The following is a 22,150-nucleotide window of genomic DNA, read 5'->3' as shown; positions in this document are numbered from 1 at the left end:
ACACTGATGACACGGCGTGTCGTTACTCTTATAATGAGCGTGCTTCACTTCGTTCACTCCAGTCGCATCAGTCACATATCATCAGGAGCTTTCGCATGAAAAGAACTCTCGCCGCGCTCCTCGCGGCAGCAGCAATCTTGCTCGCAGGAATTACCGGCTCGGCAGCTGTGTCCGCCAGCAGCCAGAGCCCCTCACAGGATTCGTCCATAGCCACGGGCTGGTGGCCGAACTTCGCACAGAACTCGGCGGAGGCTACCGGCTGGTGGCCCAACTTCGCACAGGATTCGGCCCAGGCCACCGGCTGGTGGCCCAACGCCACCACCCAGAACTCGGCAGAGGCCACTGGCTGGTGGCCGAACTCCACCACTCAGGGTTCGCCTCAGGCGACTGGCTGGTGGCCGAACTCCGCCACCAACTCCGCTCCCTCCAACTAGCAATACCTGAAGGGCACCGGACCTAAGGTCCGGTGCCTTTCCGCTGCCCGTCTTCCGTTGCCGGGAGGAGGCATGCTCAGGTGCCTCGCAACAGTTCCGCGAATTTATCCGCCGCCATGGGCCGGCCAAAGTAATACCCTTGGCCACTGGCGCAGCCCAGGCGGGCAAGCTCAGCCGCCTGCTCCGCCGTTTCGATACCCTCGGCAACAGCCTGCATCCCGCAGGCGTGAATGAGCTGGAGAACAGCCGCCACAAAGGCCCGCTCCTTGTCGTCCGTGCCCAGCCCTTGGATGAGGGAGCGGTCAATCTTGACCACGTTGACGGGAAGGCTGCGCAGGTAGCTGATGGACGAATAGCCAGTCCCGAAGTCGTCGATTTCCAGCCGGATACCGAGTCGCCGGAGGCCGGTCAGAGAGTATTTGTCGATGTCGCTTCCGTTCACGGCCATTGACTCCGTGAGCTCGATGACCAGCTTGGATGCCTCCACTCCGGTTTCGGCGAGCACTTCCCGCACATGCTCGATCAATTCCAGGCTTTGCAATTCGGTGGTGGAAATATTGACCCGCATGCTGAAGTCTTCGTCCATGCCCGGACCGTCCTGCCACTCGCGCAATTGCTGCATCGCCCGCCGGAGAACCCAATAGCCAAGATCGATGATGATGCCGGTTTCCTCGGCCAACGGGATGAATGCATCCGGCATCAACAATCCCCTATCGGGGTGGTTCCACCGCACCAGCGCTTCAGCGCCTTCAATCCGCCCCGAGGCCAACTCGACAACAGGCTGGAAATGGAGGACCAGCTGATCTGTCCGGATGGCTTCACGCAGTTCCGAGATCATGAGTCCTTGGAGCCGGCGCGCGTACAACAAAGCCGGTTCGAAAACCCTGACGCTGCTCCCCTGCTCGGCCTTTGCCGCATACATGGCCGTGTCGGCTTCCATGACGAGGTCGTCCACGGACTGCCCTGGTTCGGCGACCCGGAGCCCGATGCTGGTTCCACAGATGATCCGGACTTCGCCGATGTCGATGCTCTCACCGACGGCCCGAAGGATCCGCTTGGCAACGCCACGCGCATGCGCCGCATTGGATTTGGGCAGCATCACGGCAAATTCGTCCCCGCCGAGCCTCGCCACCATGTCAGTGTCGCGGACCGCTGCGAGCAAGCGCCTGGCGGTAACCTTCAAGACGGTATCCCCGGCGCCATGCCCCAGAGTGTCGTTGATCCCCTTGAATGAGTTCAAGTCCAAAACGAGCAACGCGGGCGGGAGCTCACCCCGCTCGGATTCGACGAGTTCATGGTTCAGCGCCCTTTCGAGTGCCGTGCGATTCGCCAACTGGGTCAGCGGATCAGTGAGCGCCATCCTTTCGAGTTCGATCTGGGCCTCGCGCAGCATGGCTGTCCGGCTTTCGACCCGCTCCTCGAGCTCCTGGTAAATGGCTTGAAGATCGTCGGCCATGAGGTTGATCCCGGTGATGACTGCAGCCACTTCGTCCCGCGGGCCGGAGACCGGGATCCTCGTGCTGAGGTCTCCGTCCGCGATCCGGACCACCCCTTCAACGAGGGCAAGCAGCCGCGGGTCCTGGGGCTCATGATTCACGGTGGTGCTCTCTCAACCAGTCACGGGCTTCCGCCTCGGACGTGAAGAACCGTCCCGGAAGGGAGCCTGGCTTCGCGCGAAGGAGAAAGTGTGCAATCACCCGGTCCACCGGGCTCTCCCCCAAGAGGGCGCAGGCCGAAATAGCCACGGAATTCGTGTAGGTCAGGCGCGCGTCGTCGGTGACGGACAGTACTCCGGTCACCCTGAGCAGAAGCGGGAGCCGCCGTCCGTCCGCAAACATACGAACAGCCGCCGCGGCCGCCTGGGCTTCGGGTGAGCGGACTACGCTGTTCGGTGGCAGGGTGACCTCGATAATGCCGTCCTCCGCCAAGTCAACGGTGATCTGATCGGCAGGGACCATCACGTCTTCAGGCGAAGCATCCAGGGCATCATCGGGAATCCGCGAATCCCGGGCGGGGAGTGTCTGGGAGCTCATCGCCGCGCCACCTGCCGCCGTCGGGCGATCGGCCCGCGGAGGTCCCGAAGGCCATTACCCGAGGGGTGGGATGCTGCCTTTATGGGGGATGTATCGCCTGCGTGTCCCGGACGACGCAGAACAAGCTGATGAGTCATGGGTCCTATGTTCTGCCGTGTCGGTCAATCTAATCTGCGCCAAGACTGCATGGAACCCTCAGCCCGGCGCCATTCCGGTGAGTGCACTCATGATAATGCAAAGATTGCCCACCCGCTGACATGAGGCTACCCGCGAAAACTCATCGTTTCGCAAGCCGCGCCGCCGTTCGCCGTACTTCCCGGACCCGTTGCGCCACCACAAGTCCCGCGGCGGAAAATCCGATCGTGACCGGATAGGCCATCAGTCGTTCCAGGGTTCCCGGTTCGGGGACATCCATCCGTGTCAGGCCGCCGACCACCAGGGCGCCCAGCGTCAACGTCCCGCACGCCAGGATGAACCAGCTCATCGCTGTATGCGGCAGCCAGAGCAGCCCGAGGAGCAACAGTGCGAATGCTCCACCGATAAAGAACATCAGGGCGCCCGCAAGATGGAGGGGAGAACCCAGGTCTTCCGGCACAAACCCAACAACCACAGTTCCCAGCCCGGAGATACCTGCCAGGAACCGGACCGCGACGGCGGTGGGCCGCGCTTTGCGGTAGGCGGCACCCTGCAAGATCCGCACGCCGGGACGGGCCGCAATGCACAGGAGCGCCGAACTCAGCAGGATCGCCCCGAAAAGCATGCCCAGGCCCTGCACTACGAAGGAGGCATTCATGAGCAGATGCAGGGGCGAACAGACGTCGCGGTGCTCGTAGACCCCGCACTTGAGCGCGCCAAGATCACTGATGAACCCGGTCCGGCGGTCGTAGGGTCCGGGGCCCCGCCAGGCTTCGATCACCGCCGATTCGGCCACGAAATACTGCACCACGCTCAACTGGGCCCAACCGCCGATGTTCGAGCGGATGGTGCCGAGCTCCGGGAGGTGGCCGCCGTGGGCGGCCGCCACGGTCATTTGCTCTCTCATGCGGGCCAGCCTAACGCCAGCACCCGCATGCGGTGCCGCGTGCGCCGCCGCCGGTGTTGCCGGGCAGCGCGTGTTGCCGGCGTCGGTGTTCGAGGGCCGCCCCGGCAGCTTGTATGCTTGTATGCGTGCCCGGCGAGCGGCTCCCAGGAGCTTCCAGCACGCGCACAGGCCCTCGTAGCTCAGTGGATAGAGCACGGCTCTCCTAAAGCCGGTGTCGTTGGTTCGATTCCAATCGAGGGCACTTGAAAGACCAGCTGCGCGAATCGTCTCCGACGCAAGACCTGCCGGCTTACCTGCTGGGCAGCTGGACCGTGGAACGGTCCCTGTGGGACCGGGCGGGCGGCACCCGCGGTACCTTTGCCGGCGTCGTGCGCTATTCGGAAACCCCCGACGGCGGTCTCTTCCTTCGCGAAGACGGCACCATGACCTGGCCCACCCACACCGGCCCCGCCTTCCGCGAATACCTCCTGCGGCCTTCCGACTCCCCCGAAGCCATGGATGTCTACTTCCCTGATGGGAAACCGTTCCACCGCATGAGCTTCCGCGACCACGCCAACGAGGACACCCACTGGTGCGATCCCGATGACTACAAAGTCAATTACCTCTGGGGCGGGCCGGATGCCTTCAGCTACGCCTGGGACGTGCACGGACCAGCCAAGGACTTGCTGCTCGAATCCCGGCTAAGGAGAGAGACATGACCAGCAACAGTCCAGCCAAGGACCTGATAGTAGTCAGCGCGGTCTGCGTCTACGACGACGCCGGACGGCTGTTGACCGTGCGCAAGCGCGGCACGGACAAGTTCATGCACCCCGGCGGCAAGCCCGAGCCAGGTGAAACCGCGGCGGAGACGGCATCCCGCGAGCTGGCCGAGGAAGTCGGAATCGAGATCGACCCGGCCGACCTTGAGGCCTTGGGGAGTTGGCTCGCCGTCGCCGCCAATGAGGCCGCGACTGACATCGAGGCCACCGTCTTCACCGCACCGGGCACGTGGGAAGCCCGCCCTTCGGCCGAGATCGCAGAGATCCGGTGGTTGGATCTCTCTGCTGAACTTCCGGACGATTTGGCTCCGCTCCTGACGGACCACGTCCTGCCCCTGCTCGCGAAAAAGTAGGCCTTCCCGCTCCCGGAAAAGCCATGCGTGTCGGGGCCTAAACTTCCCTGTTTTGCCATGAAAATCCGGTGAGAACTGGCTATAGTGATCGCACAGTTTGTTTTAACTTGATACAGGCTGCATTGTCAGATCCAGCTGGGGGATCGCATGCAATCTCTTGAACAGCGCCGACGCGTCCGGGGGGACGTCGGCGGAGAACGTCCGCAGTTCCGTGACACTCCTGTGGAGGTCAAGGCGTACTCGACGGCCGGAATGGCCGGCTGGGCGGCGCAACTGGGTTCTCCCGCGCCCGAAGCTCCCCGTTCCCGCAGAATGGCCAGGACCGGCGGGATAGCTGCGATAGCAGCGTTGTTGCTCTACCTGACGTGGCGGGTCGCATTCACCATGCCGCTTGGTGGCGGGGATCTTGTCATCGCGTGGACGCTGGTGACGTTTGAGGCCCTTCCCCTGATAGGGCTGGTCCTGAAATCCATCACTCTGTGGAACATCGACTGTTATGCGCCTGAGCCGGTTGCCCAAGCTCCCAATGGCATGAAGGTCGCCGTGCTGATCCCCACGTATAACGAGCCGGTCGAAGTCCTTGCGCCCACCATCGCCGCGGCCTGCGCGCTTCAACCGCGCCACGAAACGTGGGTATTGGATGATGGAAGCCGCCCGTGGGTTGCCGAGATGTGCGCATCCTTCGGTGCAAGAGTGGTCACCCGCGCCGAGCACGACCATGCCAAGGCGGGCAACATGAACCATGCATTGGATTTGATGGCTGCGGAGGAAGCAGCCGGAAAAGACCCAATAGACATCATTGCCGTGCTCGACTGCGATCACGTGCCCCTCCCGACATTCCTGACGGCCACCTTGGGTTGGTTCGCCGACGAGGAAATCGCCCTCATCCAGGGGCCGCAGGCGTTCTACAACTCAGGAGCCTTCGACGACGACGGCATCTCCGGCGAACAGGGATTGTTCTTCAACGTCCTGATGCCTTCGCGCAATGTTCCCGGTGCAGGACCTTTCTGGTGCGGTTCAACCTCGCTGCTCCGGATCAAGGCGCTTCGCGAGGTAGGTGGAGTAGCCACCGAGACCATCACCGAAGACATGCACACCACCCTCAAGCTCATTCGGCTCGGGTGGAAGACCGTGTACCACCACCAGACCCTGGCAGTTGGCCTGGCCCCGGCAACGGCCGATCAATACCTGCTGCAGCGCAGACGCTGGGGCATGGGCGCGATGCAGATCCTGACCTACGAGCGCCTTTGGGCGGCCAAGAGCTGGATGACCTGGCGAAACTTCCACGAATACATCAACGGAACCTTATGGTGGCTTGAGGGCATTGCCACCTTGATTGCCTTCATCATCCCCATGGCGGTCATGGTCTCCGGCGCGCAGACCTCCACCGCCGGGCCCGTTGAGTTCACCCTTGCCTTCGCCGCCATGTTCTGGGTGCGTTTGTGGGGCGCCAAGAGGCTCATGCGCCACCAGATCCACTGGCCGACGGCGTTTGCCCTGCGGATTTTCCGGGTTCCTGTCGGGATGGCCTGCCTTTGGTGGCTCGTTTCCCGGAAGTCCTTGGAGTTTCAAGTCACCCCGAAAGGCGCCGCGGAACTTCGACTCCGCGGAAGGGCCCCGCGGATCCTCATTGTGCTGATTGTCATCGTGGGCGCGATTATTCTCTATGCGACGGCCGGAGTCCTCGGTTGGGTGCCCTGGCGGACGAGTCCTGGCTCCACGATTGCCGCCGGAGTCTGGCTGGTGCTGGCGGGGGTTGTCTTGGTGCTGGGGACGCTCCGGATCAGGGCCGCCGAATTCGCCACATCACGCAGGAGCGCCCACCGGGTCACCGTCAAGGTACCTGTCACGGTTTCCGGGGTCCCGGGCCAACTGCTGGACATTTCCATGGGAGGCGCCGCAGTCCGGGTCGGGGCGGACGCGCTGCCGGAATCAGGCCGCGTACTCTTGGAACTCCCGGGAGACGCACGGATCCCCCTGGATATCGTCCGGGTGTGGTCTAGTTCGAAGGGAGAATACACTGCTTCGCTACGGGTTCGTGACCGCGACTGGGAGGCGTACCGCAGGCTCTCGCTCTGGCTGTTTCATACTCCCGATAACGCACTGCCCGGCTTTCCTCCCGGGGTCCCTGCCGTCGCAACCCGCGAGTCGGCATGAACGGCCACGCCTTGCGTAGGCCCGCCCTCGCCTGGACTGTTATCGTCACCGCTGCGGCAGTGGCCATCCTGGCGGCGATCCTCGGCGCAAACCAAGGGACGTCCGGGGCCCAGTCAGCCGGTGACCTCGCCATCCTGGCAGCATCGCTGCTCGCCACAGCCAGTTGTGCATGGGCGGGGCGGCGCAAGGATGAAAGCGCCCGTGCGTGGCGGGTCATGGGCCTAGCCACGCTGATCTGGACCACCGGACAAGCGATCTGGACCTTCTACGGCTTGACGCTCGATCACGACTACCCCTACCCCTCCGTGGCCGACGCCGCTTTCGTCGGCTATTCGATCCCTGCCGCCATAGCCCTCTACTTGTTCCCTCGTCCCCGGGTCTCCTCGGTTGCTTTCCTGCGTGCACTCCTGGATTCGGCAGTGATTGCGTCCGCAGTGCTGTTCATGAGCTGGGCTACCGTCCTCGGCTCCATGTACAAGGCCGAAGGGCAGGAGACCCTCGTCCACCTCACCGGCCTCGCGTATCCGGTTGCCGACATTGCGATGGTCTCCATCGTCCTCATGCTCACCATGCGGAGGGCACCAGGGGAACGCCTCAGGTGGGTCTGCCTGGGTGGCGGACTCCTCGTCCTTGCGATCACTGACAGTACGTACGTGGACCTGACGTCCGAGGGCGTCACAGGTCTCACCGGAACTCCCCTGGCGGCAGGCTGGATCACGGCGTTCCTGCTGATAGCCCTCGCCCCGCTGGTCCCCTACGCCCCGCGTCCCCGGACGGAGCGGCGCCTCTACACCTTGGCCCTGGAACTGCTCCCCTACGTCCCTGTCCTGGGTGCCGTGATGGTGGCGCCCATACGGGTCGGGCGTCCCGGGGACCCCTTCCTCCAGGCCGTGGGGCTCACTGCCCTGGCCCTGGCCATCACCCGCCAGATTCTGATCATCCTCGAGAACATCAACCTCACGCGGGATCTCGAATCCAAGGTTGCCGAGCGTACAGCGGAACTTGAAGGTCTCGGCGCGATCGTCAACTCCTCAGCGGATGCAATCGTGGGCAAGTCACTGGACGGTGTCATCACCAGCTGGAATCCCGGAGCCGAACGGATCTACGGATACAGCGCCGCCGAGGCAATCGGCAGGCATGTTTCCTTCATCATTCCGGACGAACTTCAGGAGGAGGAAGAAGAGCTCTTGGCGGGCATCCGGGCCGGCGGGGAAACCCACAGCTACGAAACAGCACGGGTCCGCATCGACGGCTCCATCGTTCCCGTTTCCCTGACGATGTCTCCGATCCGCGGCACCGGCGGCATCCGCGGAGTCGCCACGATCGCCCAGGACATCACCGAACGCAGGATCGCCCAGGCCGAGTTGGTGACCGCCCGGGAAGCCGCCGAGGAAGCCAGCCGCTTGAAGTCGGAGTTCCTCGCGACGATGAGCCATGAGATACGCACGCCGATGAACGGAGTGATCGGGCTGACCGGATTGTTGCTGGACACCCCCTTGGAGGAAACCCAGCGCCAATATGCCGAAGGCGTCAAGGGCGCGGGCGAATCCCTGCTGTCCTTGATCAATGACATCCTGGACTTCTCGAAACTCGAAGCAGGCAAGGTCGATCTGGACCCTGCTCCCTTCAATCCACGCACCTTGGTGGAGGAACTCGCGGTCCTCCTTGCCGAGGCCGCACAGGCCAAAGGCCTGGAGCTGATTGCGTACTGCCGCCCGGAGGTTCCGGCGATGCTGGTGGGCGACGCCGGCCGCATCAGGCAGATCCTGCTCAACCTGGCCTCGAACGCCGTGAAGTTCACTCCCTCAGGGGAAGTTGTCATCAGCGTGAAGCTCGTGAAGCAAGAATCCGCGAACGTTCGTGTACGCTTCGAGGTCCGCGACACCGGGATCGGGATCGATGCGGCAGACCACCACAGGCTCTTTGAGTCGTTCTCGCAGGCCGATGCCTCCACTACCCGGCGGTACGGCGGGACCGGCCTTGGACTGGCGATCTCACGGAGGCTTACAGAGGTAATGGGCGGCGAAATCGGGGTGGACAGTTCCTTGGGCAACGGGAGCACCTTCTGGGCCACCCTTCCCTTGGCAGTGAGCGAAGCTGCGGCAGCTCCGGCGTCGATCTCGCCCGACCAGCTCACGGGACTCCGGGTCCTTGTGGTGGATGACAACTCGACCAACCGATTGGTGCTCGAGGGGCAATTGGCTGGCTGGCGGATGAAACCGGAAGCTGTCAGCGACGCCCAACAGGGCCTGGACCGCTGCCGCGAAGAGGCCGCCGCCGGACGTCCCTTCGACATTGCGGTGCTCGACATGTGCATGCCGGACATGAACGGCTTGGAGTTGGCACACCAGCTGAGCACCGACGTCGCGCTCGCATCCACCCGGATCATCATGCTGACGTCCACCATGAATGTGGACAAAGCCGAACTCGTGGCCGCCGGGGTCCAGGAATGGCTGACCAAGCCGGTGCGCAGCTCCGAGTTCTACGACCGCCTCATGCGTCTTGTCGCGGCCCGCCCGCTCGCGGCTCCCGTGGTCCTTCCAGCCATCCCGGTGACCATCAGCCAGCCTTCGCGCGGCCTGATTCTCGTCGTCGAGGACAACGAGGTCAACCAGCTCGTGGCCCGCAGCATGGTTGCGAAGCTCGGGTACGAGGCCGACGTCGTAGCTGATGGCAGCGAAGCAGTTGCCGCCACTGCAGCCACAGAGTATGCCGCGGTCCTGATGGACTGCCATATGCCCGTCATGGACGGATTCGAGGCCACCAAAGCCATCCGGGCACGGCACGATGGGCGCAGGCGGCTGCCGGTCATTGCGATGACGGCAGGCGCACTCGATGAGGATCGTGAGCGCTGCCTTGCGGCCGGCATGGACGATTATCTGACCAAACCGGTGGACGTGGACAAATTGGAGCGGGTTCTCTCGCGATGGATACCGGAAACATCGAAGGAAGGCGGCGGCACTGTCCTCGACCCCGCGAGGCTGGAAACGTTGCGTGACCTCGGTCCGGCAGACGGGCTCGGGTTGCTGCCCGCCGCCGCCCAGGCCTTCAGGCAAGACATCCAACCGAGCTTGGAGGCACTCCGCCACGCTTTGGACAACGGAAGCCGAGACACTTTCAGGCACGTTGCCCACAAGCTAAAAGGAGCCGCAGCCAACATCGGGGCCGCGCGCGCGGCACGGATGTGCGAGGAATTGGAACGCAGCTCATCAAGCGGCGGGCCCGTCGATCCCGCGCTCCTGGCCGGCCTTGAGGCCGAACTGGGACTTGTTGACAAAGCGTTGGACCACGCCCTGTCGGTGGCCTCGTGAAGGTCCTGGTGGCGGACGACGATTTCGGTTCGCGTCTCGTAGCGAAGGCGGCAGTGGAGCAGTCCGGCCACGAATGCATCGTGGCCGCGGACGGCAACTCCGCTTGGGAGCTGTACAGGCAACACCGGCCGCAAGTTGTGGTGACTGACCTGATGATGCCCGGGCTCAACGGACTGGAACTCTGCCGCGCCATCCGCAGCGCGGAAGAGGACTCCTACACCTACCTTGTCCTTGTCACCTCGAAAGATTCACGCGAGGACGTCGTCGCGGGCATGCAGGCCGGTGCTGACGACTACGTGGCCAAGCCGCTTGACCCGTTCGCCCTGCATACCAGGCTGCTCGTGGCTCAGAGGGTGACTTCGCTGCACACCGATCTTGCACGCTACCGTGCCGCGCTCGCGGAGCAAGCGCGCACCGATCCCCTGACGAAGCTCCACAACCGGCTGAAGCTCTCGGAGGACCTGGAACAGCTGCACCACAGGTGCGCCCGTTACGGAACGGACTACAGCCTGGCGATCTGCGACGTGGACAACTTCAAGAGATATAACGATCTTTATGGCCACCAGGCCGGAGATCTCGCATTGCAGTCGGTTGCGGCCTCCCTTGCCGCCCAAGGGCGCGAAAGCGACGGAATCTACCGCTTCGGCGGGGAGGAATTCCTCTTCCTGCTGCCGGGCCAGACGGTATCCGGCGCAGAAGCCAGGCTCGCCCGCGCTCTGGAGGCCGTGCGGGAGCTGGGCATCGCGCACTCAGGTAACCCCTCGGGTACCCTGACCTTGAGCGCCGGTCTCTCGGCCTTTGTGCCCGGCCATCGAGTCAGCAGCGAGCGGCTCCTCAAAGAGGCCGATATGGCGCTGTACGCGGCCAAGTCCGCCGGCAGGAACCGCGTGGAAGTGGCCCCGGAAGTCCGTCAACACACCAGGAGCTGAAGCCCGGCACCGCGCCTACAGCTCCGGAACAGCTTCCTGTGCCACAGCCGTCGCCTCAGCGAACTGAGTGTTGTACAACTCTGCGTAGCGCCCGTCTGCGGCGAGGAGCTCTGCGTGCGTGCCGCGCTCAATGATCGATCCGTCCTCCACCACCAGGATCACGTCGGCGGCCCGGATGGTGGAGAGCCGGTGGGCGATCACGACGGCGGTGCGTCCCTCGAGTGCCTCGCCCAAGGCCGCCTGGACCGCGGCTTCGCTGGTGGAATCCAAGGCTGCCGTTGCTTCGTCGAGGATGACGACCCTGGGTTGGGCGATGAGGAGGCGTGCGATGGTGAGCCGCTGGCGTTCTCCTCCGGAAAGGCGGTAGCCGCGCTCCCCCACCACGGTCTCCAGGCCATCCGGCAAGGAACGGACCATCGCTTCGAGCCTGGCGCGCCGGAGCACGTCCCACATTTCCTCGTCCGTCGCTCCCGGCCGGGCCAACCGCAAGTTGGAGGCGATGCTTTCATGGAAGAGGTGGCCGTCCTGCGTGACCATCCCCAGGGTCGCCCGGAGGGAATCGAACGTTGCGTCCCGGATATCCAGGCCGGTACCTCGCCCATGCCCGCCCAATCGCACGGCGCCGGAGTCGACGTCGTACAGCCGGGACAGCAGCTGGGCCACGGTGGACTTGCCCGCGCCGGAGGACCCCACGAGCGCAACGGTCTGCCCGGGCTCCACGCGGAAGCTGATTCCGTGGAGGACCTCCTCGCCGCCGCGGGTATCAAGCGTCGCCACTTCCTCCAACGAGGCAAGGGACACCTTGTCCGCGGACGGATAGGCGAAGCGGACGTCGTCGAACTCCACCGCAACAGGGCCCGAAGGCACCGCGACGGCGTCGGGCTTCTCCTGGATGAGCGGCTTGAGGTCCAGGATCTCGAAGACCCGCTCGAAGCTGACCAGCGCGCTCATGACCTCAACGTGGGCACTCGACAGCGCGGTAAGCGGCGCATACAGGCGGGTAAGCAGCAGCGCCAGTACGACGACGTCGCCCGCGGCCAGCTGCCCGCTCAGCGCAAGCCAACCGCCCAGTCCGTAAACGAGTGCGAGGGCCAGGGCGGAAACGAGGGTCAGTGCGGTGATGAACGTGAACTGCAACATGGCGGTGCGGACGCCGATGTCACGCACACGGCCGGCGCGCAGGGCGAACTCGGCGGACTCTTCGTCCGGGCGGCCGAACAGTTTGACGAGCGTGGCGCCGGGTGCGGAGAACCGCTCCGTCATTTGGGTTCCCATGGCCGCGTTGTGGGACGCGGCTTCACGACGGAGGTCGGCCAGCTTGGAGCCCATGCGGCGTGCGGGAATGAGGAAGATCGGCAGCAGCACCATCGCGAGGACGGTGACGAGCCAGGACGTGTTGAGCATGACAATGAGGGTCAGCGCCAAGGACACGACGTTGCTGACTACACCGGAGAGAGTGCCCGCGAACGCCGACTGGGCTCCGATGACGTCGTTGTTGAGCCGGCTGACGAGGGCTCCGGTACGGGTCCGGGTAAAGAAGGCGATGGGCATGCGCTGCACATGGTCGAACACCCGCGTCCGCAGGTCGACGATCACGCCTTCGCCGATCACGGAAGACAGCCACCGGGTCAGTAGTCCCACTCCGGCGTCGGCGACGGCCACGGCAGCGATGAGCGCGGCCAGCCCGACCACGACGTCCACGCCCGCATGGGCGATGATCGCGTTCACCACTTTGCCGGCCAGCACCGGGGTGGCCACGGCAAGGAACGCACCAGCGATGGAGGCCAGCACGAAGGCGATCAGCTTGTTGCGGTGCGGTTTCGCGAAAGCGAGCACGCGCCGGATGGTTTCCCGCGAGAACGGCTGGGAGCCGCTCTTGGCGCGGGTGATGTTGTAGAGCGAGCGCCAGGCGACGCCATCCATGCTCATGGCTTGTGATTCCCCATTCCGGAAGTGTGGTGCAGTTCGGTCACGGTGCCGTTGTCAAGGTGCCAGCGGGAATCGAGCCGGACGTTTTCGAGCAAGCGGCGGTCGTGCGTGACCAGCAGGAGCGCGCCTTCGTAGCCGTCAAGCGCATCCTCGAGCTGTTCGATCGCCGGCAGGTCGAGGTGGTTGGTGGGTTCGTCCAGGACAAGCAGGTTGACGCCGCGGGCCTGCAGCAGCGCGAGCGCCGCGCGCGTGCGTTCGCCCGGGGACAAGGAATCCACGGTCCGGGAGGTGTGGTCCGCCTTGAGGCCGAACTTGGCCAGCAGGGTACGCACATCCGCGGAGTTCCAGTCGACCAGGACGGCTTCGACGGCGTCTGCCAAGGTGAGGTGCCCGGCCAGCAGTCCGCGGGCTTGGTCGATCTCGCCGATCGCCACGGATGCACCCATGGAGGCATCTCCGGCGTCGGGCTGTTGAATCCCGAGCAGCAGCCGCAGGAGGGTGGACTTTCCCGCGCCGTTGGGTCCCGTGATGCCAATGCGTTCGCCGGCGTTGAGCTGGAGGTTGACGGGTCCCAGCGTGAAGTCGCCCTGGTGTGCCACGACGTCGCGCAAGGTTGCGACGACGGAGCTGGAGCGCGGAGCCTGGCCGATGCTGAACTGCAGCTGCCATTCCTTGCGCGGCTCTTCCACCTCGTCGAGCCTGGCGATGCGGGATTCCATCTGCCGGACTTTCTGGGCCTGCTTTTCCGAAGACTCAACGCTCGCGGCCCTGCGGATTTTGTCGTTGTCCGGGCTCTTCTTCATGGCGTTGCGGACGCCCTGCGAGCTCCATTCGCGCTGCGTCCGGGCCCGGGATACGAGATCCGCCTTGGTGTTGGCGAATTCCTCGTAGCGTTCGCGGGCGTGCCGCTTTGCTACCGCCCGCTCTTCGAGGAAGGAATCGTAACCGCCGTCGTAGACGGCCACGCTGTTCTGGGCCAGGTCCAGTTCCAGCACCTTGGTGATGCAGCGCGCCAGGAACTCGCGGTCATGCGAGACCAGCACCGCGCCGCCTCGAAGGCCTTGGACGAACGATTCAAGCCGGGCCAGTCCGTCGAGGTCCAGGTCATTGGTGGGTTCGTCGAGCAGCACGACGTCGAAGCGGCTCAGCAGGAGCGCAGCCAAGGCAACGCGGGCGGCTTGCCCGCCGGACAGGCCCGTCATAAGCGCATCGGGACCCGATTCGAGGCCAAGTTCCGCTAGCACCGCGGGGATCCGGTCTTCCAGGTCCGCGGCACCCGATGCCATCCAGCGGTCAAAAGCCAGGGAGTACGCGTCGTCGGCCTCCGCGGTTCCGGCTGCGAGCCCCTCGGCTCCGGCCTCCATCTCCTCAGTGGCCTGGGCGCAACCAGTGCGGCGGGCAATGTAGGCGGCGACGGTTTCGCCCGGGGTGCGTTCGTGTTCCTGGGGCAGCCAGCCGACAAAGGCGTCGCTCGGAGCGAGGCTGACCGTGCCCTCCTGGGGACGGTCGGCTCCCGCGAGGATGCGCAGCAGGGTGGATTTCCCGGCGCCGTTGGCGCCGACGACACCCACGACGTCTCCTGGCGCGACAGTGAGTGAGAGCTTCGAGAACAAGGTGCGGTGACCGTGGCCGCCGGAGAGCTCTTTGGCGACAAGCGTTGCAGTCATTGGTCTATCCTCTCACTGCTCCGCTCCTGAGCGGAAAGGCCGGCCACGCGAAAGGGCGGCCGTGCGTATACCCTGCCGTCCGAAAGACCGGGGCATGGAAGAACCCGCTGGTCCGTACTTGGGGGGTGTGCGGACCAGCGGGTTCGAGAATCAAGCATAATTCAATGTGCCTGCATCGTAAAATCGACTTCGCAGACCTGAAACCGTCTAGCAGAAAGTGGTTCATGTCCCTCCCCTCCAAGGCGTTCCAACGCTGGCTGCACGGGATCGCCCCGAACACCAGCACGGCCGATGTCTGCCGCTTTTCGGGAGTGAAACGCACCACACTGGCCCAGCAATTGGTTCGCGGCAAGGTGGCCGAGAGTTCGCTCGTGAGCATCAGCCGGGCCTTCGACATGAATCCCTTCGATGCTTTGGCACAATTCGAGGCCTACGCGGCGCTTCGCGGAACCCCGGTTCCCCCCACTGATGCGGAACTCGTCAGCCAGGTGTCCACCATGGATCTGCTGCGTGCGGTCGTCGAGCGCTCCGATCCCGGCGAGGGCGTCCCGCCCCTGGTCCTGGCGGAGACCCCGCACGGTAGTTCAGTCAGGAACTGGGTGGACGCGATCGACGACGGCGAACTGCGCCACCGGGTGAGCGGCTCCACCGGGATCGCACCGCAGAACTTCTCCGCGCACCTGACCGCCAACCGGCTGCCCCCGGAACTGGCCTTGGCAACGTCCCGGGCGGCCGGCGTCGGACCGGCCGGAGGCCTTGTGGCCAGCGGCCTCGTCACCGAGGCCGAGGCAGGATGGCCCCCCGCGGCGCGGCGGGACGCCCTGGACAGGATGACGGACGGCGAACTGGCCCTGCTGGCCGGAGAGCGGCTGCAGGCCCTGGGCAAGGCCCTGCGCCGCCATGAGCACGAGCTCGACCACAGCAACAGAATCTGGGAGAACCTGGGATGACCACCGTGTTGGCGTGGGCTACGCTCTCCATTTGCCTCATTTTGACGGCCATTCGCATCCCCAGCGCCGTTCGGGGCGAGAACCGCATGATGTTCGTCTTGTTCGCACTGATTTCCCTCGACATCCTTCTCAGCATCGAGGGTCCCTATGTGCTGATTGACGGGTGGCTGGGCAACTTCAACCTCGGCAACCTGCTGCTCCGGTTCCTGCTCTACGGAACGTTCCTGCTCATGGGCATCAAGGTGGCCAGGGCCTTTGGCTCAGCTGGCGGAGAACGCGCCATCCGCGGGCCGATCGGCTTGGCCGTTTTGGGAGCAACCGCGGTCCTCACGGCCTTCTTCTTCTTCTCGATGGACACCCGGGACTCCACGGTTGGCCTGAATGACCTTGACCCTGGGCCGGCCCTTGATCTGTATGCGGCCTTGGGCAGGTTCTACCCGGGCTACGTTGCCGTATGCCTCATCCCGGGCATCTGGCGATCGGTCCGAGGTTCGGGTCCCGTTCTGCTCCGGGCCGCCTCAGCGACACTGCTCCTGGGCCTTGCCTTGCTAACGGTTTCACAGGTCTTTCCGCTCATCCCGCCAACGAATATGTGGCTGCGGCCGCTCATCAATTACTCTGCCGCTTTGGCCACTGCACTTGGCCTGGGAGGCATCTGGCTGTCCAAAACCGTTGCCAGCCGGACTAGCCGCACGGTAATTTAAAAACATACCGCGTAACCTCTTTCATAAATCCATTATATCGTGCCATAATTATGAATGTGTGAAGGCGACGCAGCCTGACCTTTGAATCAATGAACGGGTTTCCAAGGTTCGTGGCGCGTGCGGGAGCACTTTTGGGGGGATGAGTGGTGGCGGGCTGTTGGGGACCGCCCCCACTCAGCCTTTTTAAGCGTCCTCCCGTGTACGCCGGACACCGCCCGAAGCACCCCAGTCCGGTCCCGTGACTAAGATGGCTTTCATGAAGAGCCTGCCCACCCGCCGCACAGCACTGTCCGCAACCCTGGCCGCCGTCGCGCTGGCACTGACCGCTTGCGGCGGTGGTTCCTCGCCGTCGTCGACGTCGGGTGGAGATACCTCGCTGTCCGCCATCAAGTCCAAGGGCGAGATCGTTATTGCCACGGAAGGCACCTACCGGCCGTTCAGCTTCCACGAGAACGGGGCCGGTCCGCTCACGGGCTTCGACGTCGAGATCGCCCAGGCCGTCGCTGCCAAGCTCGGAGTGAAGGCGACCTTCCAGGAAACCCAGTTCGATGGCATCTTCGCGGGTCTTGATTCCAAGCGCTTCGACATGATCGCCAACCAGATCTCCATCAACCCCGAACGCACGGCCAAGTACGATTTCTCGGCGCCGTACACGATCTCCAATGGCGTCGTCGTGACCAAGTCGGACAACAACTCCATCAACAGCTTCGCCGATCTCAAAGGCAAGACCACCGCGCAGTCGCTGACCAGCAACTTCTACAAGATGGCAGTTGACGCAGGCGCCGACGTGCAGTCCGTCGAAGGCTGGGCGCAAGCCGCAACCCTGGTCCGCCAAGGCCGCGTCGACGCAACCGTCAACGACAAGCTGACCTACCTCGACTACGCCAAGAGCACTCCGGACTCCGGCTTGAAGATCGCCGCGGAGACCACCGACAAGACGCAAAGCGCCATGGTCTTCCGCAAGGGATCCGCCGAACTCAAAGCCGCGGTCGACAAAGCGCTCACGGACCTTCAGGCCGATGGCACCCTCGCCAAGATCTCCCAGAAGTACTTCGGCGCAGACGTTACCAAGTAGCCGGCGGCCAATCAGATGACCTTCAACTGGGACCTCGTCTGGAGTTCCTTCGGGCCAATCGTCGGGGGCGCCGTCACAGGAACCATCCCCCTCACCCTGGCTTCGTTCGCCATTGGCCTGGCGTTGGCGCTGCTGGTCGCCCTCTTGCGCTTGAGCCCCAACAGGCTGCTCTCCGGCGTCGCACGCTTCTACGTCTCCGTGATCCGTGGGACTCCCCTGTTGGTGCAGTTGTTCGTGATCTTCTACGGTCTCCCGAGCATCGGCGTGAAGCTGGAGCCGTGGCCGAGCGCCATCATCGCGTTTTCGCTCAATGTGGGCGGCTACGCGGCCGAGGTCATCCGCGCCGCGATCCTGTCGGTGCCCAAGGGCCAGTGGGAGGCCGGGCACACCATCGGAATGTCGCGTCCACAGACGCTCGTGCGGATCATCCTCCCGCAAGCGGCCAGGGTCTCGGTACCTCCACTGTCCAACACCTTCATTTCCCTCGTGAAGGACACCTCGCTGGCTTCGCTCATCCTGGTCACCGAGCTTTTCCGCAACGCCCAGCAGATCGCCGCATTCAGCCAGGAATTCATGATCCTGTACCTCGAGTCCGCCCTGGTTTACTGGGTCATTTGCCTCGTCCTCTCCACGGGCCAGTCCGCCCTGGAGCGCAGATTGGACCGTTATGTCGCCCACTGAGCCCAGCAACGCCCCCCACGGGAACTCCGGGCTGGTGCTGTCTGCCCGGGACCTCGCCAAAGCCTTCGGCAGCAACAAGGTGCTGCGCGGAATCGACATCGACGTCAGGCGCGGGCAGGTGGTCGCGTTGATCGGGCCGTCCGGTTCGGGAAAGACCACCGTCCTGCGCTCACTTAACGGCCTCGAAGTGCCCGACGCCGGAACGGTCACCTTCGGGGACGCCGACGCGGGGACGGTCCGGGGCTCCGGCGCGGGACTGACCCTCGATTTCGCGGGCAGCGTGGGCAAGCGGGAGATCGCCGCCCTCCGGGATCGCAGTGCCATGGTGTTCCAGCACTACAACCTGTTCCCGCACATGACGGTGCTCAAGAACATCATCGAGGGACCGCTCCAGGTCCAGAAGCGTCCACGGGCGGAAGTGGTCGCGGAGGCCGAGCGGCTCCTGGCCCGGGTGGGCCTCGCGGACAAACGCGACGCTTACCCCTTCGAGCTGTCAGGCGGCCAGCAACAACGGGTGGGAATCGTGCGCGCCTTGGCCCTCAAACCCCAACTGCTGCTCTTCGACGAGCCAACCTCTGCCCTGGACCCGGAACTCGTGGGCGAAGTGCTCGGTGTCATCAAGGAACTTGCCGACGAAGGCTGGACCATGGTGATCGTGACGCACGAGCTCGCCTTTGCCCGCCAGGTTGCCGACGAAGTCATCTTCATGGACGGCGGCGTAGTGGTGGAGCGCGGACCAGCAGCGGATGTCTTGCGCGAGCCGCGGGAGGAACGCACCAAGCAATTCGTCAAGCGCCTCCAGCACGACGTCTGACCCCCAACTGATCCCCACCGCCACCCTCGCCTCGCAAGTCCCCACCGGCTCCCAGCCTTCGCAAGCTCAGGCAGGGACCCTCGCCGGTGTGGCCCCACGGCCAGGGAACCCTGGCGGCGTGGGCCCAGCATTTGTTGTCGTTTTGGGCCCTCATAACGACATCTACTGCGAGCTAGTTGGGTGGGCCGGGCACGCAACCGTCTAGCGGCTGAAACGCAAGGTCACCAGCTGGAACGGGCGCAGGGTCAGTTCGGCAGCTCCCACTCCGGGCTTCACTCCGGGAGCCTCGACGGGACGTTCCAACAGGTCCACGGATTGCACCATCCGGGAGTCGAAGTTGGCTGTGATGAGGCCCGTGGAGCGTTCTCCCAGAGATTCATAAAGCCGCACGATGACGTCTCCGGAGCCGTCCTCGGCAAGCTTGACGGCCTCGATGACCAGCGCTTGGTTGAACACCGTGAAAAGCGGCTCAACGGGGTTCGCCCCTGCCAGCAACCTCGGTTTGAGGTTGGTCCGGTAGCCCTCTTCCACGGCCCCGCCGATGCTGGCGCCGGGCCGGATGCTCAGATCCAGGACGTGAACCCCAAGGTCGGCTTGGGGGTCCGGGAACTTGGGCGCCCGCAGCAGTGACACACGCACATTGGTGGTGGTCCCGCCGTCGTCACGGATGGTCCGGGTGACGTCGTGCCCGTAACTTGAGGCATTGGAGATTGCGACTCCGTAACCCGGCTCCGCCACGTGGATCCAGCGGTGGGCGCAGAATTCGAACTTGGCGGCTTCCCAGGACGTGTTCGTGTGCGTAGCCCGGAAGACATGCCCGAATTGGGTCTCCGAGGCGGAACGGTCCGCACGGACATCCAGCGGGAAACCGATCTTGAGCAGTTTCTCGTGTTCCTGCCAGTCCACCGTGGTGGAAATGCCGAGGGATTCCGCGCCCGCTTCGAGGGAAATGCGCTGCGTGATGGTGGAGGAGCCCACCGTCCGCTCCACCACGACGACGACGTCCCAGCCCGCACGTTCCAGCGTCACCGATCGCGCGTCGACCACCGGGACGACGTTCCGGCGATAGAACTCGTCGATGTCCCAGGCATCCCATTCGTTCGGCGTATCCCGGTGGAGTTCAAGGTGGTTGCCGAACGTCCCTGGCGCAATGGCTTCCCGGCCCGTTGCGTAATCGGAGAGGGAGGTCAGCAATCCATTGGCGTCCAGCACCGCCCGGATGATGCCGTTGTCCAAAACATAACCGCCGGCGCGCTCTGTGACACTGACTGGACTATCCGAGTGGACCGGCTCGGCAGCGGCGAGCGCCGGAACACCGTTGCGCTCGTGCGGCGCGGCATTGAGCAGGAACGTGGTGTCTCCCTCGCCCAGAACGGCTGACGCGGCACCCGCTATGATGCCTTCCAACTCCCGGGCGATCGCGGCATAGTTCCGCTCCGCATCCTGGTGGACCCACGCGATGGAACTGCCCGGCAGGATGTCGTGGAACTGCTGCAGGAGTACAAGCCGCCACAACCGCTTGAGGTCCGCCGCGGGATAGGTGAACGAACCCGCAGTCCGTACTGCCGCCGTCGAGCACCAAAGCTCGGCCTCGCGCAGCAGGTGTTCCGAGCGGCGGTTGCCTTGTTTGGTATTGGCCTGGCTCGTGTACGTCCCCCTGTGCAGCTCAAGGTACATCTCCCCTACCCAGACCGGGAGGTTGTGGTACTCGGCCTCGGCCTGGGTGAAGAACTCCTTCGCGGTTCCCATGCGCACCTTCGGCGAGCCTTCGAGGTCCGCCGTCCGGTGGGCGGCGGCAACCATTTCGCGCGTGGGTCCGCCACCGCCGTCGCCGTAACCGAAGGGGACCAGCGAAATGGTGCCGCGGCCATGCTCCCGGTAGTTGCGCTGGGCATGGGCCAGTTCGCGGCCGTGGAGCTCTGAGTTGTAGGTGTCCACCGGCGGGAAGTGGGTGAAAAGCCGCGTGCCGTCGATGCCCTCCCAGTTGAAGGTGTGGTGCGGCATCTTGTTGACCTGGTTCCAGGAGATCTTCTGGGTCAGGAACCACCGGGAACCAGCGGACTTGACGATCTGCGGGAGGGCCCCGGAATATCCGAAGGAGTCAGGCAGCCAGGCCTCCTGGCAGTCGATCCCGAACTCCTGCAGGAAGAAGCTCTTGCCCTCGACGAATTGGCGGGCCATTGCCTCGCCACCGGGCATATTGGTGTCGGATTCCACCCACATGCCGCCAACCGGCACGAATTGCCCGGCCTTCACCTTCTCCCGGATCCGGATGAACAGCTCAGGATAGAACTCCTTCATCCATGCCAATTGCTGCGCCGAGGAGCAGGAGAAGACGAAATCGGGGTTCTCATCCATGAGGGCGACAACGTTGGAGAAGGTGCGGGCGCATTTGCGGATGGTTTCCCGGACCGGCCATAGCCAGGCCGAGTCAATATGGGCGTGGCCAGTGGCCAGAAGTTCGTGGGCCGAGGCGTAAGCGGGCCGGCTCAAGACCTCGGCGAGGGCTTCCCTGCCGGCGGCTGCGGTACCGGCAACATCGTCCGGGTCCATGATGTCCAGCATGCGCTCGAAGGCGCGGAGGATCTCATGCCGCCGCGGCAGTTCGAAGGGCAGTTCGTGCATCAGCCCGCTAAGGGTCCAGATGTCCTGGTGGAGCTCCCAGACCACCTCATTGAGTTCGGCAATGGCTATGCGTCCGAGCCGGTAGCGGAGCTCGTCTCCGGAGGTGGACTTGTCCCCCAGGGGGGTTGCCGCGAAGGTCCAGCTTTGGCTGAGATCCGGATTGGCCGCGGCTTCCACGTAGAAGTCCACCGAGAGTCCGCCACCCAGAAGCTTCAGCGGGACATGCTGGTTGCGCGGAGAGATGGCCTTGATGATGGTGCCGTCCGGGCGCCAGGCGATGCCCTCGCACTGGAATCCGGGTGCGTCGATGCTGAACCCGAGATCGACGACGATCTCCACCGTGGTGCCATCGGCGACTCCCCACCCCTCCGGGACTTCGCCCCGAAGCCGCAGCCACTTGGTGCTCCAGGCCTTGCCCCAGGCGGCACCGTGTTCCTGGGGTTCAAAGACCTGGCGGAGTGCTTCCGAGACCGGAACCGGCTCCCCCGGGGCATCCCAGCCGCTCAGTTCAAGAGGCAGCGCACGGCCATAGATGGCGGGGGCTATCCGCTCCCGGACAAAACGTTCGAGCCGCTTCTCAGTGATCCGGCGGTCGTCGTGCAATTGAAGTCCCCTTTGGCGGTGGGCTAGGTTGATTGCTTCCTTACCGTTATGAGCAGCCTAGTAGGCAGATCACTGTCCGGAGGAA

The 22,150-nt window shown here is 64.4% G+C and carries 17 protein-coding genes and 1 tRNA gene; 12 read left to right on the top strand and 6 right to left on the bottom strand.

From position 1 onward, the window contains the following. The first annotated feature begins 95 nt into the window (after positions 1-95). Positions 96-434, top strand: coding sequence for a hypothetical protein (locus QRN51_RS09585; protein ID WP_284989639.1), 339 nt, complete (start codon positions 96-98; stop codon positions 432-434). Positions 435-510: 76 nt separating this feature from the next. Here the strand turns inward: QRN51_RS09585 and QRN51_RS23465 are convergent, their stop codons facing one another. The 3 genes from QRN51_RS23465 to QRN51_RS09570 form a co-directional block, all read right to left on the bottom strand. Next, complete coding sequence (locus tag QRN51_RS23465) at positions 511-2,031, bottom strand: putative bifunctional diguanylate cyclase/phosphodiesterase (protein WP_284989638.1); 1,521 nt, start codon at positions 2,029-2,031, stop codon at positions 511-513. Further along, positions 2,021-2,467 (bottom strand): DUF7793 family protein, encoded by a 447-nt coding sequence (locus QRN51_RS09575; RefSeq protein ID WP_059388180.1) that lies wholly within the window; start codon positions 2,465-2,467, stop codon positions 2,021-2,023. The genes QRN51_RS23465 and QRN51_RS09575 overlap by 11 nt, the downstream gene beginning before the upstream one ends. Positions 2,468-2,744: 277 nt before the next feature. Continuing rightward, positions 2,745-3,509 carry a DUF998 domain-containing protein gene (locus QRN51_RS09570; RefSeq protein ID WP_284989637.1) on the bottom strand — a complete coding sequence of 255 codons (765 nt, stop codon included), beginning with the start codon at positions 3,507-3,509 and terminating at the stop codon, positions 2,745-2,747. A gap of 168 nt (positions 3,510-3,677) precedes the next feature. Between QRN51_RS09570 and QRN51_RS09565 the strand changes: the two genes are divergently transcribed. From QRN51_RS09565 to QRN51_RS09540, 6 genes are all read left to right on the top strand, one after another. After that, positions 3,678-3,750 (top strand) — tRNA-Arg (locus QRN51_RS09565). A gap of 1 nt (position 3,751) precedes the next feature. After that, positions 3,752-4,207 carry a DUF6314 family protein gene (locus QRN51_RS09560; protein WP_284989636.1) on the top strand — a complete coding sequence of 152 codons (456 nt, stop codon included), beginning with the start codon at positions 3,752-3,754 and terminating at the stop codon, positions 4,205-4,207. After that, positions 4,204-4,620 carry an NUDIX hydrolase gene (locus QRN51_RS09555; RefSeq protein WP_059388181.1) on the top strand — a complete coding sequence of 139 codons (417 nt, stop codon included), beginning with the start codon at positions 4,204-4,206 and terminating at the stop codon, positions 4,618-4,620. The genes QRN51_RS09560 and QRN51_RS09555 overlap by 4 nt, the downstream gene beginning before the upstream one ends. 147 nt (positions 4,621-4,767) lie before the next feature. Continuing rightward, positions 4,768-6,777: a glycosyltransferase family 2 protein gene (locus QRN51_RS09550; protein ID WP_284989635.1), complete on the top strand. Its 2,010-nt coding sequence runs from the start codon at positions 4,768-4,770 to the stop codon at positions 6,775-6,777. Further along, positions 6,774-10,088, top strand: a complete 3,315-nt coding sequence (locus QRN51_RS09545; protein ID WP_059388184.1) for a PAS domain-containing hybrid sensor histidine kinase/response regulator — start codon at positions 6,774-6,776, stop codon at positions 10,086-10,088. Before QRN51_RS09550 ends, QRN51_RS09545 begins: the two co-directional genes overlap by 4 nt. Continuing rightward, on the top strand, positions 10,085-11,017 hold the full coding sequence (locus QRN51_RS09540) for a GGDEF domain-containing response regulator (RefSeq protein ID WP_284989634.1): 933 nt from the start codon (positions 10,085-10,087) through the stop codon (positions 11,015-11,017). Before QRN51_RS09545 ends, QRN51_RS09540 begins: the two co-directional genes overlap by 4 nt. A gap of 15 nt (positions 11,018-11,032) precedes the next feature. On the opposite strand, the gene QRN51_RS09535 is transcribed toward QRN51_RS09540, so the two are convergent. Together QRN51_RS09535 and QRN51_RS09530 are read right to left on the bottom strand one after the other, a co-directional pair. Further along, the gene (locus tag QRN51_RS09535; RefSeq protein WP_284989633.1) at positions 11,033-12,946 is read right to left on the bottom strand and encodes an ABC transporter ATP-binding protein; all 1,914 of its coding nucleotides are present in this window, start codon (positions 12,944-12,946) and stop codon (positions 11,033-11,035) included. Then, on the bottom strand, positions 12,943-14,613 hold the full coding sequence (locus QRN51_RS09530) for an ABC-F family ATP-binding cassette domain-containing protein (RefSeq protein ID WP_284989632.1): 1,671 nt from the start codon (positions 14,611-14,613) through the stop codon (positions 12,943-12,945). Before QRN51_RS09530 ends, QRN51_RS09535 begins: the two co-directional genes overlap by 4 nt. A 224-nt stretch (positions 14,614-14,837) precedes the next feature. Here QRN51_RS09530 and QRN51_RS09525 point away from each other — a divergent pair, with 224 nt between their 5' ends. From QRN51_RS09525 to QRN51_RS09505, 5 genes are all read left to right on the top strand, one after another. After that, positions 14,838-15,563 (top strand): hypothetical protein, encoded by a 726-nt coding sequence (locus tag QRN51_RS09525; RefSeq protein WP_284989631.1) that lies wholly within the window; start codon positions 14,838-14,840, stop codon positions 15,561-15,563. After that, on the top strand, positions 15,560-16,267 hold the full coding sequence (locus QRN51_RS09520; protein ID WP_284989630.1) for a hypothetical protein: 708 nt from the start codon (positions 15,560-15,562) through the stop codon (positions 16,265-16,267). The genes QRN51_RS09525 and QRN51_RS09520 overlap by 4 nt, the downstream gene beginning before the upstream one ends. Positions 16,268-16,523: 256 nt before the next feature. Then, complete coding sequence (locus QRN51_RS09515; RefSeq protein WP_284989629.1) at positions 16,524-17,342, top strand: amino acid ABC transporter substrate-binding protein; 819 nt, start codon at positions 16,524-16,526, stop codon at positions 17,340-17,342. Between the two features lie 15 nt (positions 17,343-17,357). Further along, positions 17,358-18,023, top strand: coding sequence for an amino acid ABC transporter permease (locus tag QRN51_RS09510; RefSeq protein ID WP_059388188.1), 666 nt, complete (start codon positions 17,358-17,360; stop codon positions 18,021-18,023). Beyond that, positions 18,010-18,837 carry an amino acid ABC transporter ATP-binding protein gene (locus tag QRN51_RS09505; protein ID WP_284989628.1) on the top strand — a complete coding sequence of 276 codons (828 nt, stop codon included), beginning with the start codon at positions 18,010-18,012 and terminating at the stop codon, positions 18,835-18,837. Before QRN51_RS09510 ends, QRN51_RS09505 begins: the two co-directional genes overlap by 14 nt. A 201-nt stretch (positions 18,838-19,038) precedes the next feature. On the opposite strand, the gene QRN51_RS09500 is transcribed toward QRN51_RS09505, so the two are convergent. Then, positions 19,039-22,065: an alpha-mannosidase gene (locus QRN51_RS09500; RefSeq protein WP_284989627.1), complete on the bottom strand. Its 3,027-nt coding sequence runs from the start codon at positions 22,063-22,065 to the stop codon at positions 19,039-19,041. Positions 22,066-22,150 lie beyond the last annotated feature (85 nt).

The sequence above is a fragment of the Arthrobacter sp. efr-133-TYG-120 genome (genome assembly GCF_030209785.1).
Taxonomy (GTDB): domain Bacteria; phylum Actinomycetota; class Actinomycetes; order Actinomycetales; family Micrococcaceae; genus Arthrobacter.
The sequence above is the reverse complement of the archived record's forward strand: the minus strand, read 5'-3'. Positions and strand labels throughout refer to the sequence as shown.

Coding starts and splice junctions, on each gene's coding strand:
- QRN51_RS09585 (WP_284989639.1), top strand. CDS start 96: ATGAAAAGAACTCTCGCCGCGCTCCTCGCGGCAGCAGCAATCTTGCTC.
- QRN51_RS09575 (WP_059388180.1), bottom strand. CDS start 2,467: ATGAGCTCCCAGACACTCCCCGCCCGGGATTCGCGGATTCCCGATGAT.
- QRN51_RS09570 (WP_284989637.1), bottom strand. CDS start 3,509: ATGAGAGAGCAAATGACCGTGGCGGCCGCCCACGGCGGCCACCTCCCG.
- QRN51_RS09555 (WP_059388181.1), top strand. CDS start 4,204: ATGACCAGCAACAGTCCAGCCAAGGACCTGATAGTAGTCAGCGCGGTC.
- QRN51_RS09550 (WP_284989635.1), top strand. CDS start 4,768: ATGCAATCTCTTGAACAGCGCCGACGCGTCCGGGGGGACGTCGGCGGA.
- QRN51_RS09545 (WP_059388184.1), top strand. CDS start 6,774: ATGAACGGCCACGCCTTGCGTAGGCCCGCCCTCGCCTGGACTGTTATC.
- QRN51_RS09535 (WP_284989633.1), bottom strand. CDS start 12,946: ATGAGCATGGATGGCGTCGCCTGGCGCTCGCTCTACAACATCACCCGC.
- QRN51_RS09530 (WP_284989632.1), bottom strand. CDS start 14,613: ATGACTGCAACGCTTGTCGCCAAAGAGCTCTCCGGCGGCCACGGTCAC.
- QRN51_RS09525 (WP_284989631.1), top strand. CDS start 14,838: ATGTCCCTCCCCTCCAAGGCGTTCCAACGCTGGCTGCACGGGATCGCC.
- QRN51_RS09520 (WP_284989630.1), top strand. CDS start 15,560: ATGACCACCGTGTTGGCGTGGGCTACGCTCTCCATTTGCCTCATTTTG.
- QRN51_RS09515 (WP_284989629.1), top strand. CDS start 16,524: ATGAAGAGCCTGCCCACCCGCCGCACAGCACTGTCCGCAACCCTGGCC.
- QRN51_RS09510 (WP_059388188.1), top strand. CDS start 17,358: ATGACCTTCAACTGGGACCTCGTCTGGAGTTCCTTCGGGCCAATCGTC.
- QRN51_RS09505 (WP_284989628.1), top strand. CDS start 18,010: ATGTCGCCCACTGAGCCCAGCAACGCCCCCCACGGGAACTCCGGGCTG.